This window comes from Actinoplanes sp. NPDC021490, from assembly GCF_055562135.1.
In genome coordinates, this window is record NZ_JBVHFW010000016.1 from 101,083 (window position 1) to 118,062 (window position 16,980).

A 16,980-nucleotide genomic window follows, 5' to 3' on the forward strand; every position below is an offset into this window, starting at 1 on the left:
TCCTTACGCCGGGTTGTTCGCGTGGGTGAGCGTCTCCCAGGCCACGAACAGGTTGTTCGTGCCCTGCGGGCGACGTGACTCGGTGAACGTCTTGGTGTTGGCCATCGCGATGCCGAGCCGGTTGGCGAGGGCGTTGTACGCCACCTCGGTCACCGGCCCGAGGCCCTTGGCCACCGAGCCGCCGCAGATGTTGGAGGGCACGGCCGTGCCGTTCTCGAACTTGGTGTGCAGGCCGAGCGCGTGCCGCATCCGCTCGCTCAGCTCGGGCCAGAGGTCCTGGCCCTGGATGCGGGTGGTCTCGGCGACGTGGCTGATCGCGCTCAGGCCGTACCCGGTGTGCACGAAGTCGCGGCACGTCTCCTGGGCCAGGCCGTCGGTGAACGTGCTCTGCCCCTGCCAGAAGGTGATCAGTTCGGCCCGGGTGTCGATGCTGCCGGCCGGCGGATACTTCGGCTGGCTGCCGTCGGCCGCGACGTAGATGTACGCGGCGGCGCGCGCCTTGAAGCGGGCGATCGCCCGGTCGTAGCTCGCCTTGTCCTCCAGGAAGACGGAGATACCGGTCGCGGCCTCCATCATCGAGAGTTCCCAGTTGCCGTTGTTGGCGCTGCCGGCGATCACCGTGGGCAGATAGACCGTGCGCAGCATGGTGGCGAACCGGGCCTGGTTGGGCCAGCTCGAGTACGTGTACTTGATGATCTCGGCGGCGCGCGGCCACACCGAGCCGGCCCAGCCGGTCTGCAGCGGGGCGTTGCTGTTGGTGTGGGCCTTGATGGTGGCCGACCACGCGTCCATCAGGGCGATCGACTTCTGCGCGTACGCCGCGTTGCCGCCGAGATACCAGATCAGCGCGTCGGTGTAGGCCGCGATCGCGTCTTCACGTTCCTCGGTGCAGCCGTTGTTCGGGTTCGAGTACGAGCCGCATTCGACCGTGGCCCTTGGCGCGGGGGTACGCGAGAGCGAGGCGTAGCGGCTGTTGACCATCTGGGTGTAGGCGCTCGCCCAGGGCTGGGCCCCGGCGGTGACCTTGCTCTTGACGAAGTCGAGCTGGGCCCGGCTGATCATCACGCCGGGGTGGGCGAAGGTCGTGGGTGCAGCTTTTGTAGTGGCTGCTTCGGCGGTCAGGTGGACGCCTAACGTGGCGGTCACGGCGACCAACGCCGTGAACGTCGCCACCAGGGCGCGCTTGCGCATGGGGATCTCCCGGGTGGGGGTGGGGAACCGGAAAGTGAGTTAACAGTTCCCATCCCGGGAGACCCCGGTCAAGCGCAGATCGATGTACTTAAGTCTCTCTTAATGGTTCCGGAACGTGAGAGCGCTCTCTTCCATCGAGGCTTAGTTGAAGTAGTGGCCGGCGTCCAGGTCCTCGATCAGCGTCGGTCCGGTGGGATTCCAGCCGAGCAGTTCGCGGGTGATCGCGTTGGACGCCGGGCTGTCCGACGCGAACAGCGGCCCGATCCACCCCAGCTCCTCCGGGGCGGCGGGCGCGGCGGGCACCCCCAGGCCCCGGCCGATCGCCTCGGCGATGGCGCGGGCGGTCACCGCCTGGTCGCCGACGGCGTGCAGGATCGCGCCGGCCGGCGCCTTCTCGATCGCCAGGCGGAACAGCGTTGCGGCGTCGTCGCGGTGCACGGCCGTCCACCGGTTCGCACCGTCGCCGGCGTAGCCGGCCGACTTCCGCTCGCGGGCGATGCCGATCAGCGTGGGCACGAAGCCGTAGTCGCCGGCGCCGTGCACGCTCGGCGCGAGCCGCACGATCTGCGGGCGCACCCCCTTGCCGGTCAGCTCGAGCGCGGCCGCGGCCGATCGGTGGCGCGGATAGGCCGTGGCCAGGTCGGGGATGTCCCGCTCGGTGGCCACCCGGTCCGGGACCACGCCGAGCATCCCCGAAGCGATGGCGAGCGGCCGGTCGGTGCCCTCCAGGGCCTCGCCCATGGCCGCGATGGCTGCCTGATCCTTGCGCAACGACTCCGCCATGTTCCCGAAGTCGTGCACAAAGGCCAGGTGGATGACGGCGTCGGCGTCGCGGGCGCCCTCGCGCAGCACGTCGAGCGTGTCGAGGTCGCCGCGGAGGACGTGGGCCCCGGTCGCGGCCACGGCCTCGGCCTTCGCGTCCGAGCGGGCCAGTCCGACCACCTCGTGCCCGTGAGCGATCAGGTCGGGCACCACGGCCGAGCCGATCCAGCCGGAGGCGCCGGTGACGAATACGCGCATGGCGGTTCCTTCTTTCCTTGGTCCTTTGCAAGCCCTTTGCATGTCAGCCGCTGACATCACCGTACGCGCGATGTCAGCTGCTGTCATCAGTTGTGGCGTAGTGATGTCAGCGACTGACGCTGGCTAGGATGGCGACCATGGGACGCTGGGAGCCGAACGCGCAGGCCCGCCTCCGGCAGGCGGCGCTCGACCTCTACGCGTCCCGCGGTTTCGAGAGCACCACGGTGGCCGAGATCGCCGAACAGGCCGGGCTCACCGAGCGCACCTTCTTCCGGCACTTCACCGACAAGCGCGAGGTGCTGTTCGCCGGCTCCGAACAGCTCCAGGACCTACTGGTCGAGGCGGCCGCGACCGCCTACGACAAGGCCGGTCCGGCCGGGGCGATCATCGCGGCCTTCGAGCACGCCGCCGTCTCGTACTTTCCCGAGGTCGCGTTCTCCCGCCAGCGCCAGGGCATCATCGACGCCAACCCGGCCCTGCAGGAACGCGAGCTGGCCAAACTCCACCGCGTGGCCGCGGCGCTGACCCAGGTCCTGCGAGATCACGGCGCGGTCGACCCGTCCGCCGCGCTGGCCGCCGAGTCGGGCGTCGCCGCCTTCAAGGTCGCCTTCGCCCGCTGGGTGACCGACCCCCACGACGGCCCCCTGATCGATCACATGCGCGAGGCCTTCACGGCCCAGAAAGCACTGCTGACCACCCCGTAGCCACTTTCGTGCTGCTGCGGGGCGCCGCGCCAACCGAATCCGAAACTTCCTCGGAATCTCCGGTAACCTGCCGGACCATGGACGCAGACGTCATCGTTGTTGGGGGCGGGCTCGCCGGCCTGGCCGCGGCCCACGAACTCACCTCCGCCGGTAAGCGGGTCGCGCTCGTCGACCAGGAGAACGCGGCCAACCTCGGCGGCCAGGCGTACTGGTCCTTCGGCGGCCTCTTCCTGATCGACACCCCCGAGCAGCGGCGGATGCGGGTCGCCGACTCGTTCGACCTGGCCTGGAGCGACTGGCAGGGCAGCGCGGGCTTCGACCGGCTCGACGACCAGGACTCCTGGGGCTACAAGTGGGCGCGCGCCTACGTCGAGTTCGCCGCGGGCGAGAAACGGGCCTGGCTGTCATCATTGGGCCTTTCCTGGCTGCCCACCGTGGGATGGGCCGAGCGCGGCAGCCTGCGGGCCGACGGCCACGGCAACTCGGTTCCGCGCTTCCACGTCACGTGGGGCACCGGCACGGGCGTCGTCGCGCCGTTCGTACGCTCGATCGAGGACGCCGCGGCCCGGGGGCTCGTGACCTTCCACTATCGCCACCGGGTCGACGAGCTGGTCGTCGAGAACGGCACGGTCACGGGCGTACGCGGGAAGGTTCTGGCCGCCTCCGACGACGCCCGCGGCGAGCCGTCAACCCGCGAGCAGGCCGGCGATTTCCACCTCACGGCGCAGGCGGTGGTGGTCGCGTCCGGCGGCATCGGCGGCAACCACGACCTCGTACGCAAATACTGGCCCGACCGGCTCGGCACCCCACCCGCCAACATGATCACAGGCGTTCCCGCGTACGTGGACGGCCGCATGCTGGAAATCTCGGCCGACGCCGGCGCAAGGCTCGTCAATCGCGACCGCATGTGGCATTACACCGAGGGAATCCAAAACTGGAACCCCATCTGGCCCGGCCACGGCATCCGCATTCTGCCCGCCCCGTCCTCGATGTGGTTCGACGCCCTAGGCCGGCGTCTCCCCGCGCCGTGCCTGCCCGGTTACGACACGATGAGCACGCTGCAGTACTTGCGGGCCACCCCCGAGATTGCCCAGTACGACCATTCCTGGTTCATCCTGACCCAGCGAATCATCGAGAAGGAGTTCGCGCTTTCCGGCTCCGAGCAGAACCCCGACATCACGTCCGGTGACAAGCGCGCCTTCATGCGCGAACGCCTGCTGGGCAAGGGCGCCCCCGCCCCCGTGGAGGCGTTCAAGCGCAAAGGCGCCGATTTCGTGGTCTCCTCCAACCTGGACGACCTGGTAGCCGGAATGAACAAACTGACCGACCAGCCGTTGCTGGACGCGGCCCGAATCCGCACCCAGATCGAGTCCCGCGACCGCCAGCTGGCCAACCCGTATTCGAAGGACGCCCAAATCCAGGGAATCCGCAATTCCCGCCGCTACCTGGGCGACCGAATCGGCCGCACGGCAACCCCCCACCGCATTCTCGACCCCGCCGCGGGCCCACTGATCGGCGTCAAACTGCACATCCTGACCCGCAAAACCCTGGGCGGAATCCAAACCGACCTGAACTCGCGCGCGCTGGCCCCCGACGGCACCCCCATCGCGGGCCTCTACGCCGCAGGCGAGGTGGCCGGCTTCGGCGGCGGCGGCGTGCACGGTTACAACGCCTTGGAGGGCACTTTCCTGGGAGGCTGCCTCTTCACAGGCCGCAACGCCGGCCGCCACCTGGCCCAAACCCTGTAGCCCACCCCGAACTCAGGCACACCGCGCTCCCAGATACATGGTGTATCTGGAACCGTCGTGTCCCCGGGGACAATGCGTTCCCAGATACACGGCGTTTCTGGGAGTGTCGTGTTGCTTCGGGGCGCCGCGTTCCTGGATGCGCCGCGTATCTGGAGCGTCGCGTGCCTAGGAACGCCTCCATCCGGGGCATACCGGGCATCTGGGCTTGGTGAGCCGTGGGCACCCAGACTGGATGCCGCAAGCATGGACCGTATGCGCGGTGAACTTCAGCCCGGTGGGGCCTGACCGTGCCGGGGTAGGCGGAGCACGTCCGCGGGGCAGCGAGGCGGATCCGCCCGCTCCTGTAAGCGAAAGCGGACCGTTAGCGAATGCCGGCGCCGTCCTGTGCGGATCGTTGCCGGGCGTTCTAGGGGAGGGACCAGCGCTGGCTTGCGGAACCCGTGCAGTCCGAGACGTTGACGCGAGTGCCGGACTGGCGGCCGCCGGACGGGTCGGTCAGGCAGTCGTTGCCGACGGCGTTGAGCAGGCGCTGGTTGGAGACGCGCCACTGGGCCGGGGTGCGGCTGTCACAGCTGTCGACCTCGACCGCGCCGCCGCCGACGAGCAGGGCGCACTTGCCCATGACTCGGAGGGTGCCGTCGGTGGCCAGTGTCCAGGCCTGCGCGACCGAGTTGTTGCATTCGTAGACATGGACGAAGTTGCCGTTGACCGCGACCGCGCCGTTCAGGTCGAGGCACAGGCCGTTCTGCCCGCGGATCTCGCCCGTACGGTCGCTCGAGGGGGGCTCGGGCGCGACGAGCTGCGGCCCGCCGGTCGGTGCGGTCTTGTTGCCGCCGGTGGCCGACGGGGTGAGCGAGATCGGAGTCGGGATGCCCGCAACCGGCGGCGCCGCGGCCGACGTGGCGCTCGCGCTCACCGACGGGGAAGCCGATGTGGCGGTGGCACCTCCCGTACCGGGCCGGCCCTGACCGGCCGACGTGCCGGAGACCGACGGCGTCACGCTCGCGCTCGTGGGCAGCGGCGCCTTCGCGGCGGGAATCTCGGCGCCCGGCCCGGTGGCGACCGACGGCCGAACGTCGTCGGAGCGCAGAGCCGCGTATCCGGCCGCGGCGGCGCCCAGCACCACGACGGCGGCCGCCGAGGCCATGACGATCAGGCGGCGGCGACCATGGTGGCCCGAAGCCGGCTTGGCCGCGGCGGGCTTGCGCTTGAACGGCAGATGCAAGATCGCGGTCGGCGCGTCGGCGTTGTCGTGGGCGGGCGGTGACGGCGCCTCGCCGGTCGCGGGCCAGGTCTGAACCGGCTCGTCGTTGTCCAGCGCACCGGAATCACGCAGCACGAATGGTCGCACGAGCAGCGGATCCTGCTCGCCGTTCTGGTCACCGTCCGTCACGCTTCACCCGCCGCCATCGAGTCTGCACAAGACGATCGGCCGCCCAAGATACCCGCGATGATCGTCATTCGGCCGCCCTGTGAACATCCGACTTTCCGCCCGTTGCGCCCGTCTGGGCAGTGATCGAACACATCAGTCGGCTTGGCGACAGTTGATCCGGTAGCAACTTCCCAGCTCCACAACGGCGAACCAAGTTGATCTCAACCGAACCTACCTTTCTGCTCATCCGGGCGCGACACGGCACCGGCTGATCAGGAGGTCCCATGTCGCTTCCGTCCCGCCTGCTCGCGTCGGGCGCCGCAGGCCTGGTCATGGCCGGTGCGCTCGTCGCACCGGCCTCGGCCGCGAGCGCTGCCGGTGTCTCGGCCGCCCGCTCTGCCGGCGTTTCGGCCGCGGGCGCCACCGCCGTCCCGGTCACAGGCGCTGCTGGAATCCCGGGCTCGTCGAGTTCGGCGGACCTGTCGGCCTCGGCGGCCACCGCGCGAACCTCTGCCCGAGAGCGCCGCCGCGTCGACTCCGTGGCGACCCCCAAGCTGCGCTGGTATTCGTGCTACTCGTGGGCGCAGTGCGCGACCGCGGAGGTGCCGCTCGACTACGACCGTCCGCACGGCCGCCAGGTCACGCTGGCGTTGCTGCGCGTCAAGGCCCGCGACCAGAAGCACAAGATCGGCAGCCTCTTCGTCAACCCCGGCGGCCCCGGCGGTTCGGGTGTCTCGCTCGCGCTGGCCGCGCCCTACTTCATGAGCGACGCGCTGCTCGAGCGCTTCGACATCGTCGGCATGGACCCGCGCGGCATCGGCTTCAGCGACCCCGTCACCTGTTTCGGCGACCCCGGCCGCCAGCAGCCCGTCATCGCCAAGCTCAACACCGGTTTCCCGTACGGGGTAAAGGAAGAGAAAGCGTTCCTCAAGGCGGCGGCCAAGCAGGGCCGGGCCTGCTCGACCACCGGACGGGATCTCGCCGGCTCGATGTCGACCGCCGAGGTCGCGCGGGACATGGACGTCATGCGCCGGGCGGTCGGCGACAGCAAGCTCACGTACCTGGGCTTCAGCTACGGCACCGCGCTCGGGCAGTACTACGCGAACATGTTCCCGGACCGCTTCCGCGCGATCGCCGTCGACGGCGTGATCGACCCGCGAGCCTGGGTCGGCAGCAGCCGCACGGCCGGACAGGTGCAGGACGACCGCCTGCACTCGGCCGATGGCGCCTGGAAGGCCCTGCAGGAGATCATGCGTCGCTGCAACGCGGCCGGCCCGGACAAATGCCAGTTTTCCGGCCAGGCCCTGCGCCGCTTCGGCATCATCGCGAACCGCCTCAAGGCCAGGCCACTGGCCGTGGGCGGTCAGAAGATCACCTACGCCGCCTTCGTGAGCATGGCCCTCAGCTCGCTCTACGACGTCGAGGCCGGCGCCGAGGTGACCGAGATGGCGGCCGCGCTGTGGCGGCTCACCACGCCCGGCGCCAAGCCGACCGGCGCCGAGGTCGCCACCGTCACCCGCGCGCACCGCAAGGCCATCGGCCGCGCTTTCCCGTACGACAACTCGTTCGACGCCTACGCCGCAGTCATGTGCACCGACGGCCGCCACCCCGCTCGCGGCTCGGCCTGGGTGAAGGCCGGAGCGAAAGCCGACAAGCGAGCCCCCTACTTCGGCCGCGCCTGGGCCTGGGCAAGCGCCTCCTGCGCCCGCGACACATGGACGGTCCGCGACGAGGACGCCTACACCGGCCCGTTCAACCGCCGCACCAAGAACCCCGTCCTGGTCGTCGGCAGCCGCTGGGACCCGGCCACCAACTACACCGACGCCGTCAAGTCCGCCGCCCTGATTCCGCACAGCCGCCTCCTCTCCAGCACCAACTGGGGCCACACCGCCTACGGCACGTCGGCCTGCGTGACCACTGCCATGGACCGCTACCTGCTCACGCGAACCCTGCCCGCCAAGGGCAAGACCTGCGTCGGCGACGTCCAGCCCTTCCGGACCAAGCTGAGCGACACCCCCGGCGAGACCACCGAGGACGCCTTCAACCTGAACACCGCCACCCCCGCCGAGATCGCCGCCCACGGCCTCCCGACCGGGACCACCCCGAAGGTCCTCCCACCCGTCCGCTGACGCAGCCCAAGTCCTCCGGCCGGGGCGAGTCACGTCCCGCCTCGGCCGGGCCCAAGCCGCCCCGGCCAGCGCAAGCCCGGCCAGCCAGCCCAACCCGACCCTAGGTCTGGCCCGCTTGGCCAGGCCGACCCGAGGTCCGGGCCGCTTCGCCAAGCCGACCCGAGGCCCGGACCGCCCGGCTAAGCCGAGCCCGCCCTGCCTGGCCGCACCGCCGTTGGCGTCCACGTAGACACGCCCGCCGCCGGACCTGCCGTATCCGCCCCGCCCCGCCGGTTGACACCGGCGGGGCGGGGCTTTCGGCGTCGGCGAGATACCCGGACGGCATCGCAGCCTGACACTTGCTTCGGGCGCTCGCTGTCGGGCTTCGCGCTGCGGTGGGCGGCGGGTCAGCGTTTCCAGAAGGCCTTTCGCTCGGAGGTGCTGCCGGGGGACGCCGCCGGCGGCTCGGGGGTGGACTTGGCTGGGTCGGTGGTGGGTGGCGTGCCCTTTCCGGCGAAGGCGGTCAGGATCTCTGTGGCGGCTGTCCACTTGTCGGCCGTGGAGGCGTCGGAGCGCAGCTTGGCCACCAGATCCTTGAGCGGAGCGAAGTCGGGATCGTTGAGCGGCCCGGCCAGGACGTCGAGGCGGCTGGCCAGGTCGTCGAGCAGGTCACGGCGCTCCCAGTCGGGTAGGCCGGCCGCGTCGCGCAGGCGCTGGGCCTCGGTGCCGGCCAGGGCCCGTACCTCGTCGATCGACGGTGCGCTGCCGAACGACGCCTGGGCCTTGGCTCGCATCATCGCGGGGCGGGCGGCAACGCGTCCGGCGCGAGCGGAGCCGGCGCGGCCAAGCATGGCACCAGCGCCGCCGCCTGCGCCGGATTCTTCCGGGACGGCCAGCGACTCCAGGGCGGATACCGGTGAGAACCGACCGGGGGCGGCCGCAGGGGGCGCGGGCATGGGGGCGGCCGCTCCGGCGATCATCGGCATGTAGCTGGTCGCCGCCACGTCATCGGGGGACATCCAGCCGTCGGGGAGCTCGACCGGCTGCGTCACCCGGCGGGTCTCGCCGCCCTCGTTGACCACCCGGCTGTCGACCGCCACGAAAGCCGTGAACCGGCACAGCACTCCGTAACGCAGCGATGTCGCCACGATGCGCTGCTCGAGGCTGCGGTCGCCCGCCGCGTACGCGTCTTCGAGATCGCGCAGCCGCGCCCGAGCCCACTGGGCCTCGATCGCCGCCTCGTGCCGTTCCTGCACCGGAATCGTCGTCCGGAATTCCTGGTCGTCACGCGTGCGCCCGGTGACCACCAGCTCGCCGCCCGGCCGGCCCGTGAAGCGCCCGCTCACCACCAGCGGAACGCCGGGGTAGAGCGCGGGAAGCCGGGCCGGTGACAAGTCGTCGTCGACCAGGGTGAAGCCCGAAGCCGTGATCCGCAGGCCCGTGACGACCGGCGCGCCGATGCGGCGGTGGATGTGCTCCATCGCCTCGTCCAGACGGTCCTCGCTCTCGACCAGCTCGGCCCGGCCGGCCCCCAGCGCGGCGAGCCGCCCCAGGAACCCGGCGTTGACCGCCCGGTCGATGCCGATGGTGTGGATGCGGGTCGTGCCGATCAGCGGCGTGACGTCGTGGACGATCTGGTCCTCGTTGCCGACCTGACCGTCGGTGACCAGCACGAGCACCCGGTCGCGGCCCTCGCTCGCGCGCAGGAGCTCGAGCCCTTGGCGGAGCGGGCTGAGCAGCTCGGTGCCACCGCGGGCGTCCGCCTTGGCCAGGTGCTCCACCGCGCGGAACCGGTGGCGGTCGGTCGCCTCGGCCAGCCCCGGCGGCAGCTCGTCGGGCCGGTCGACCTGGTGATCGAACGTGAGCACGGCAAAGCGGTCGGCGGTGGTCAGCGTGTCGACCACGCGGGCCGCGGCCCGGCGGGCAGCCACCATTTTCCAGCCGCCCATGCTGCCGGAACGGTCGAGCAGCAGGACCACATCTTTGGGACGGGCCGGCGCGGAGCCGTCGGGCGGCAGCACGACCAGCTGGAAGACGCCCTCGGGCTCCTCGGCGGACTCGTCGGGCACGGCGACCGCGGTCTGACCGCCCCCCGCATAAGGCAGGCGGAGGATGAAGTCACGGTTGGCGCGCTCGTCGGGCCCGATCGACAGCACACCGTCGCGGTCGACCACCGTGTGCAGGCTGGACCGCACCGCGCCCAGCTCGAGCCCGGCCGGGTCGATCTCGACGGAGACGCCGAGGCGCAACGGATTGGGGAAGCCGGGCAGCAGCACCGGGGGAGTGATGCGCGAGGCGTCGGGAACCGCGTCGGTGTCGGACACCCAGCCGTCACCGACCGACTTGCCGGGGAGGGGCGTGCCCGGGATGTAGCGCGGCGCCACCACCAGCGGGAACCGGAAGGTGGCCTCCCCGTCCTCGAACGGCAACGGACCGACCAGGCTCAACTCGATCGTGACGCGCTCACCGGGAACGATGTTGCCGACCCGCATCGTGAAGACGTCGGGCCGCTCCTCCTCGGCGATCGACGCGCGCCGGCCGGAGGCGATCGCCTGGTCGTACGCCTCGCGGGCCGCCCCGCGCTCCTGCAGCTCGGCCGTGACCACGCGGTCGTCGCAGGTCATCGTCATGCCGGTGACCGCGGCGCGGTCGGGCAGCGGGAAAATGTAGGTCGCCTCGAGCGCGGTGTCGTGCACGTTGACGAACTCGGTGGTCACGACGGTGCGCGCGACCAGGCCGCTGATGCGGGCGCGTACGTCGAGACGGTCGAGCGGCAGGGCGCCGCGGTCGGTGCGCAGCATGCCGAAACCGGCGTCGGGGAGGATCCGGATGCGGCTGATCTCCGCCGGCGCCATCGGAGTGACGGAAAAGGTCATGACGGACTCCCATTGATCAAGCCGTCGGCTGAGGTCAGGCCTCGGGCGGTGAGCAGGTCGAGCAGGGGGACGGCGGCCTCGGCGATGGCGTCGCGGTCGCGGTCGGACACGGCTTGAGGGACGAGCAACAGCACGCCGCCGCCGAGCGCCACTCCGGTGAAGGCCTGGGTCGTCGCGGTGGCATGCGGGGACAGCGCGGGCGGGGATGAGCCGGGACCGAGCCGCGCGGGTGCGACTAGATCGTGATCGGGCGAGATGGATTCCGGAACGGGCGGCGCGGCCTCGGGCAGGAAGGGCCTAGGCAGGTCGGTCTCATCGGGGCCGGGCTCGGGCGCGCTCGCGGCGACCGGGCGGTCGGACCAGAAACGGGAGCGCTCGGCGTGATGCCCGAGAGCGTTCTCGTCGATCGTGACCATCAGTCGTGGCGGAATGTGGGCGATCTCGGTGAGCGTGATCGGTGACATGGCGGTGAACTCCGCCTGGATCTGGGCGAGAGTGAGACCCTCGGCCTGCCGCCGTTTCAGGGCGACCAGTTGCTGCAGGTGACGCGGGCCGTAGAGAGCAGTGCGCCCGCGCATGCCGAGCGGCTTGTCCACCAGGCCGATCGTCGAATACCACCGGATCGCCCGGCGGTCGGGCACGTCACGGACGCGTCCGTTGGGCGCGCCCGGGTATTCGGCCTCGAGGGCCTCCCGTACCCGTTCCACCAACTCGTCGAGCGTCCACATGCCAAGGACTATGACACTGTCACGCTGACACTGTCAATGAGCTAAGGTCTTGCGGCATGCGACTCGTGAACCTGTCCCACGTGCACGACCCCGAGACCACCAACGTCTATCCCGGCGACCCGCCCTTCGAGCTGGAGACGGTCGCCTCGATCGAGAAGGACGGTTACTACCTGCGCTTCGTCCGCCAGGGCGAGCACACCGGCACCCACTGGGGCGCGCCCGGCCACTTCAATGAGGGCGAGCCGCTGGCCGACGAGCTCGACCTGGAAGACCTGCATCTGAGCGCGGTCAAGATCGACGTACGGGAGGAGTGCGCCCGGGATCCTGATTACGCCGTGACGATCGCCGACATCGAGACCTGGGAGCGGACGCACGGGCGCATCCCCGACGAATCCATCGTGATCATCTGGACCGGGTGGGACGCCAAGTGGGGCACGGCCGAGTTCACCAACGCCGGCGCGGACGGGGCGCCACACCATCCCGGCTTCGCCGTCGAGACCGCGCGCTGGCTGATCGACACCGGCCGAGTCGGTCGTCGCGGCGGCACGGGAACCGACGCGTTCAGTCCCGATGTGGGCGCCGACGCCACCTTCACGGTGTCGCACCTGATATATCAGCGACATCGCATCAGCCTGGAGATCCTCGCGAACCTCCAGGCGCTGCCCGAGACCGGCGCGCACATCCTCTGCGGCGGCCAGATCAACCGCGCGGGCTCCGGCTCCCCTGCGTTGATCTACGGCGTGCTGCCGTAGCCGGCCCAGGAGATCCCGGCGTTGGGGAGGAGCCGAAGGAAAGGAGCGCCGTGTGCGGCTGGACAGTCGGTGCCGAGCGGAGGCGGTAACGATTAGTGCGGCGCCGCTGCCTGACTGGGCGCTGACGAAGCGGGCCGCTGGGCAGTGGGTTGCCTGGCGCAGGTGGGGGCGATGGAGGGGTTGCTGGGCGGGGCTTATTTAGGGCTTGGCTCGTTCGGGTGAGCCGCCGGGTTGGAGGGTGCCGTTGGCGAGCAGGCGGTAGGGGGCGAAGCGCTTCTCGGATTCGGTGGGCTCGTCGTGGGAGATCACGGCCACGACGCGGGGGTAGGTGGCCAGGCGTTTGAACTGGGACACGGGGACCACCGCGGCGCGGTTGGGGGCCAGGCCGACCAGGCGGACGTGCCAGTTGTGGACGGGGGTGCGCTGGAGGGCGGTCGGGGAGGTCCAGCCGGTCAGCGTGGCGCCGTTGGTGAGCGTCCGGCCGGCCAGCGTGATGGTTCCGATGCGCCAGCCGCCCTTCGACGTTGCCGCATCTGTCACGTAGCGCAGGCCGAGCAGGACCTTCTTGCCCGCGTACGCCTTCAGCGGGTAACGCGCCGTGACGACCTCGCCGCTGATGCCGGTGAGGGCGGGGCCGAGCGGGCCGGGAACGGTCCGGTCACCGGTCACGGCGTGGAAGGTGCGGCCGCCGTTGATCGAGATCATCACGTACGCGTAGTCGTAGCGCTCCTCGGCCGCGTACGAGGTCTCGAGGGACAGCACCGGCTCGCCCGCCGGGATGGTCACCGGCTTGACGGCGTACGAGTCGAGGTCGTTGCGGTTGCCCGAGAACAGGGTGCCGTCGGCGATCGTCCACCCCGTGGGCAGCGGCTCCAAGGTGGAAGCGCCGGAGAACGAGACCGATCTGAGAGGGGTCGGCAGCGGTACGTAGTCGGCTCCGTTCGGCGCCGCGCCGGGCATGTCGTACGCGGAAGGGTTGTCGAGGTTGATCGAAGAACGCAGCGAGGTGGCCGTCACTCGCGCGGCGGCTATGCCCTCGATCGGGCCGTTCACGCCGTCGACCAGCGTCATCAGCTGGTAGTCGTGCAGCACGCCGTAGAGTGCCTGCCCGACCGGCAGGGCCGCCTGCACCGCCGCCAGTCCCTGCCGCAGCCCGTCGCGGTGCAGGGCCGACAGCACCTCGATCCCGAACCGGTCGCGCAGATAGAGCATGAACTGATAGACGTGGCCGTAGTCGGCGAGCACCTCGCTCGGGGCGCCCTCGTCCCACAGGTTCAGCGAGTTCTGCGGGCCGCCGCAGTCGCGCGGGTTGGCGTTGTATCTCGTGCGCACCGGCCCCCACCCCTGGTAGCACATGAGATGCGTGTCGTTGCCGGGGTCGTGCACGCCGGCGCGTCCGTCGACGTAGCCGGTCAGCGTCGAAGCGAAGTCGGCCAGGCCCTCGTTGACCCAGGTCGTCTCGTTGGGGTCGGCGTAGTACTCGAGCAGATGCTGCCATTCGTGCGCGAAGGTCGCCTCGTACATGCGGGGCCGCGCGGGCCGGCTCGTGCACAGGTCGTCGGTGGGATCGTCGGCCGGTTGCGCGCCCAGGCGGTGTTTCCAGTCGTACGCGTCGATGGTCATGACGTTGCGGTCGACGAGCTCGTTGATCTGCTGCGAGAAGAACCCGGCGACGTAGGTGACCGCCTTAGGGAACGTGAAGTAGTTGGCGTCGCGGATGTTGTCGACCAGCGTGACCGTCTTGTCCCCGTCGCCGGTGAAGTCGCCGTCCGTCGTCGCCGCCGTGCCGTTGCGTTCGGGCGGGGTGCTGAAGACGGCCGTCTCCTTCGGATAGATCGTGCCGTCGAACTCGCGCACCAGGTCGGCGATGTTCTTGTCGGTGACCTCGATCGAGTTCTTGCGGCAGTCGGTGGCGGGGAACGCGAGATCCTGCGCGACCCACACCTCGATGTGCCGGCCGACCGCCCTCAGCGTGTAGTTCTTGCGATAGAGCTTGCCGGTCGTGTCGTCCAGACCCAGCCATTCCCGTACGGTCCCGGCGGCCGGAGTCGGCTTGGCGGCCGCTCGCGATTGCGGCCGCAGCTTCGGGCGATATTTCGGACTTGTCGGAAGCGCGCGACCGTCGAGCGAGAACTGGGTCCGGCCAAGCTCCCGAACGTCGGACATGGAAGTCCCGGACTGGGCGCGGGCGTTCGGCGCAGGCGTTGACGGCCGAGCGTGGACGCCGGATGCCGGAGCCGACGGGTCGGCGGCGGGTGTGCCGGCTGCAGATCGGGCGTGAGCGGGGGCCGGGGCGCCGGCTGCAGGTCGGGCGTGAGCGGGGGCTGGGGCGCCGACGAGGAGGACGACACTGGCAAAAGCTGCAAACCGGGCGCGCCTCATGAAAGGGGACGCTACCCGCGGTGGGTGGCGTCCCGGTGTCTATTCGAAGAGCGAGTGGTCGCGCCCGCTTTCGGTGCGGCGGCGGGCGCGGCGGCGGAGCTGGACGACGATCATGTCGATCACGGCGGCCACGGCCCAGGCCAGCAGGAGCCAGCCGGGGACCGTCCAGCCGGCGCGCAGCAGCAGGATTCCGAGGATCGTGCAGACCACGAAGCCGAACGCGGCCAGGATCAGCCGCAGGTTGAGCGGGCTGTACGGTTCCTCGACCGTTCCGCGCCGGCCGGGCGGCTGGGCACCGATGGGCATGAGCCCGCGCGTACCCCGGCCCGGCCGGTCGCAAACCCCTACGACACCTCGCGCCGCAGCACTCGCATGATGCCCAGCAGCAGCGGCAGCAGCACCCACACCGCGGCCGAGACGCCGACCCGGGCCCACTCGTCGCCGGTCATGCCGGCCTCGCCCATCGCCGTGGTCGTCGTGTTGATGTCGAGCCAACGGGCCGCGTCGCCGAGGGCGCTGATCGTGCTGCCCAGGATGCTCCACACCATCGGCAGGGCCAGGTACAGCACGATGGCCAGCGGCGAGTTGAGCAGCAGGGCGCCGAACGCCAGGCCCATCAGGATGTAGATGATCTGCATGGCGACGCCCTGCCCGATCAGCGAGCCGGGGATGTCCCAGCCGCCGCCGGCGCCGAGCGCCCCGGCCAGCAGGGTGGCGGCCGCGGCGATCGCCATCATGGCCACGGTGGAGACGATGGCGATCAGCACGCCGGCCGCCAGCTTGGCCACGATCACCCGTTGCCGGGCCGGGACCAGGGTGAACGTGGTGAGCGCGGTGCGCTGCGACCATTCGGCGGTCATCGACAGGATGCCGAGCACGGGCAGCAGGACCGACGAGGGCAGCAGCGCCAGCCCGAAGAAGTCCTGGAAGTTCTGCTCCTCGTCGGGCGCCCAGCCGAGCAGGATCGCCGAGGTGCCCACGGTGGCCAGCGCGATGATGATCAGCAGCCAGAGCCCGGCCCGCGTGTCGGCCAGCTTGCGCAACTCGATCACGGTGAGCCGGCCCAGCCCGGGCGTGCGGGTCTCCCGGCGTACGGGGGGAGCCTGGTTTTCGAGAACGGCGGTCATCGGACGGCCTCCTTGACGGAATCGCCGGCGGTCAGGGTCAGGAACATCTGCTCGAGGCCACCGGAACCGGCCGGGCGCAGTTCGAGCAGGACGAGGCCGGCGTCGGCGGCGGCCCGGCCGATCACCTCGGACCCGGCCGGAACCACGACGCCCCCGTCGGTCGTCCTCGTTCCGGGCAGGCCGGCGCGGTCGAGCACCATGGCGAGCGCGGCGGGGTCGGCCGCACGCACGAGGGTGCCGGTCTGGGCCAGCAGTTCGGCCTTGTCGCCCTGCGCGACGATCTTGCCGCCGCCGATGACGACCAGCCGGTCGGCCACCGCCTCGACCTCGCGCAGCAGGTGTGAGGAGAGCAGCACGGCGCCGCCGCGGTCGGCGAAGTCACGCAGCAGGCCGCGCATCCAGTAGATGCCCTCGGGGTCGAGCCCGTTGGCCGGCTCGTCCAGGATCAGCACCGCGGGGTCGCCGAGCAGGGCCAGGGCCAGGCCGAGACGCTGCCGCATGCCGAGCGAGTAGGCCCGCACGCGCCGCTTGCCCGCCGTCGCGTTCAACCCCACCCGGTCGAGCGCGCGGGGCACCTCTTTGGTGTCGATGCCCATGGTCAGGGCGGCCAGGGTCAAGACCTCCCGGCCCGTACGCCCGGGGTGCTGCGCCGACGCGTCGAGCAGCACGCCGACCTCGCGGCCCGGGTTGCCGAGGCGGCGGTAGGGCACGCCGCGGACGGTGGCCGAACCGGACGTCGGCGCCGACAGACCGCAGATCATGCGCATCGTGGTCGACTTGCCGGCGCCGTTCGGTCCGAGGAATCCGGTCACCGTGCCGGGTTCGCAGGTGAAGGACACGTCGTTGACGGCGGAGTAGGCGCCGTACCTCTTCGTGAGATGTTCGACCGTGATCATGCAGTCAAGCCTGCGGGCGGCGGGTAGTCGCACGCGTCGGCCGGAGGTCGGCCGCCCGGAACCTTGGTCTAGGCCG

Annotated in this window: 13 protein-coding genes; 4 read left to right on the forward strand and 9 right to left on the reverse strand. The window is 70.7% G+C overall.

Annotated features, from left to right (window positions below):
* Nucleotides 1–3 precede the first annotated feature (3 nt).
* A complete protein-coding gene (locus ACZ3I4_RS34300) occupies nucleotides 4–1,191 on the reverse strand; it encodes an alginate lyase family protein (RefSeq protein ID WP_465386232.1) in 1,188 nt (395 codons plus the stop codon).
* Between the two features lie 141 nt (nucleotides 1,192–1,332).
* Nucleotides 1,333–2,211 (reverse strand): SDR family oxidoreductase, encoded by an 879-nt coding sequence (locus ACZ3I4_RS34305; RefSeq protein WP_465386233.1) that lies wholly within the window; start codon nucleotides 2,209–2,211, stop codon nucleotides 1,333–1,335.
* 137 nt (nucleotides 2,212–2,348) lie between these two features.
* Between ACZ3I4_RS34305 and ACZ3I4_RS34310 the strand changes: the two genes are divergently transcribed.
* Both ACZ3I4_RS34310 and ACZ3I4_RS34315 read left to right on the forward strand, forming a co-directional pair.
* On the forward strand, nucleotides 2,349–2,915 hold the full coding sequence (locus ACZ3I4_RS34310; protein ID WP_465386234.1) for a TetR family transcriptional regulator: 567 nt from the start codon (nucleotides 2,349–2,351) through the stop codon (nucleotides 2,913–2,915).
* A gap of 77 nt (nucleotides 2,916–2,992) precedes the next feature.
* Nucleotides 2,993–4,663: an FAD-binding dehydrogenase gene (locus ACZ3I4_RS34315; RefSeq protein WP_465386235.1), complete on the forward strand. Its 1,671-nt coding sequence runs from the start codon at nucleotides 2,993–2,995 to the stop codon at nucleotides 4,661–4,663.
* Nucleotides 4,664–5,069: 406 nt separating this feature from the next.
* Here ACZ3I4_RS34315 and ACZ3I4_RS34320 read toward each other — a convergent pair whose 3' ends face one another.
* On the reverse strand, nucleotides 5,070–6,056 hold the full coding sequence (locus tag ACZ3I4_RS34320) for a ricin-type beta-trefoil lectin domain protein (RefSeq protein ID WP_465386236.1): 987 nt from the start codon (nucleotides 6,054–6,056) through the stop codon (nucleotides 5,070–5,072).
* Nucleotides 6,057–6,319: 263 nt separating this feature from the next.
* Here ACZ3I4_RS34320 and ACZ3I4_RS34325 point away from each other — a divergent pair, with 263 nt between their 5' ends.
* Entirely contained in the window at nucleotides 6,320–8,164 is a 1,845-nt protein-coding gene (locus ACZ3I4_RS34325; RefSeq protein WP_465386237.1) for an alpha/beta fold hydrolase, read from the forward strand.
* A 386-nt stretch (nucleotides 8,165–8,550) separates the two neighbouring features.
* On the opposite strand, the gene ACZ3I4_RS34330 is transcribed toward ACZ3I4_RS34325, so the two are convergent.
* Nucleotides 8,551–11,019 (reverse strand): VIT domain-containing protein, encoded by a 2,469-nt coding sequence (locus ACZ3I4_RS34330; protein WP_465386238.1) that lies wholly within the window; start codon nucleotides 11,017–11,019, stop codon nucleotides 8,551–8,553.
* Complete coding sequence (locus tag ACZ3I4_RS34335) at nucleotides 11,016–11,747, reverse strand: MerR family transcriptional regulator (protein WP_465386239.1); 732 nt, start codon at nucleotides 11,745–11,747, stop codon at nucleotides 11,016–11,018. Before ACZ3I4_RS34335 ends, ACZ3I4_RS34330 begins: the two co-directional genes overlap by 4 nt.
* A 56-nt stretch (nucleotides 11,748–11,803) precedes the next feature.
* Between ACZ3I4_RS34335 and ACZ3I4_RS34340 the strand changes: the two genes are divergently transcribed.
* On the forward strand, nucleotides 11,804–12,499 hold the full coding sequence (locus ACZ3I4_RS34340; protein WP_465386240.1) for a cyclase family protein: 696 nt from the start codon (nucleotides 11,804–11,806) through the stop codon (nucleotides 12,497–12,499).
* Nucleotides 12,500–12,697: 198 nt separating this feature from the next.
* Here the strand turns inward: ACZ3I4_RS34340 and ACZ3I4_RS34345 are convergent, their stop codons facing one another.
* The 4 genes from ACZ3I4_RS34345 to ACZ3I4_RS34360 form a co-directional block, all read right to left on the reverse strand.
* On the reverse strand, nucleotides 12,698–14,665 hold the full coding sequence (locus ACZ3I4_RS34345) for a peptidase M6 immune inhibitor A (RefSeq protein ID WP_465386241.1): 1,968 nt from the start codon (nucleotides 14,663–14,665) through the stop codon (nucleotides 12,698–12,700).
* Between the two features lie 255 nt (nucleotides 14,666–14,920).
* Nucleotides 14,921–15,187, reverse strand: a complete 267-nt coding sequence (locus ACZ3I4_RS34350) for a hypothetical protein (RefSeq protein ID WP_465386242.1) — start codon at nucleotides 15,185–15,187, stop codon at nucleotides 14,921–14,923.
* Nucleotides 15,188–15,225: 38 nt separating this feature from the next.
* Nucleotides 15,226–16,008: an ABC transporter permease gene (locus tag ACZ3I4_RS34355; protein WP_465386243.1), complete on the reverse strand. Its 783-nt coding sequence runs from the start codon at nucleotides 16,006–16,008 to the stop codon at nucleotides 15,226–15,228.
* Complete coding sequence (locus tag ACZ3I4_RS34360) at nucleotides 16,005–16,904, reverse strand: ABC transporter ATP-binding protein (RefSeq protein WP_465386244.1); 900 nt, start codon at nucleotides 16,902–16,904, stop codon at nucleotides 16,005–16,007. Before ACZ3I4_RS34360 ends, ACZ3I4_RS34355 begins: the two co-directional genes overlap by 4 nt.
* Between the last annotated feature and the right edge of the window lie 76 nt (nucleotides 16,905–16,980).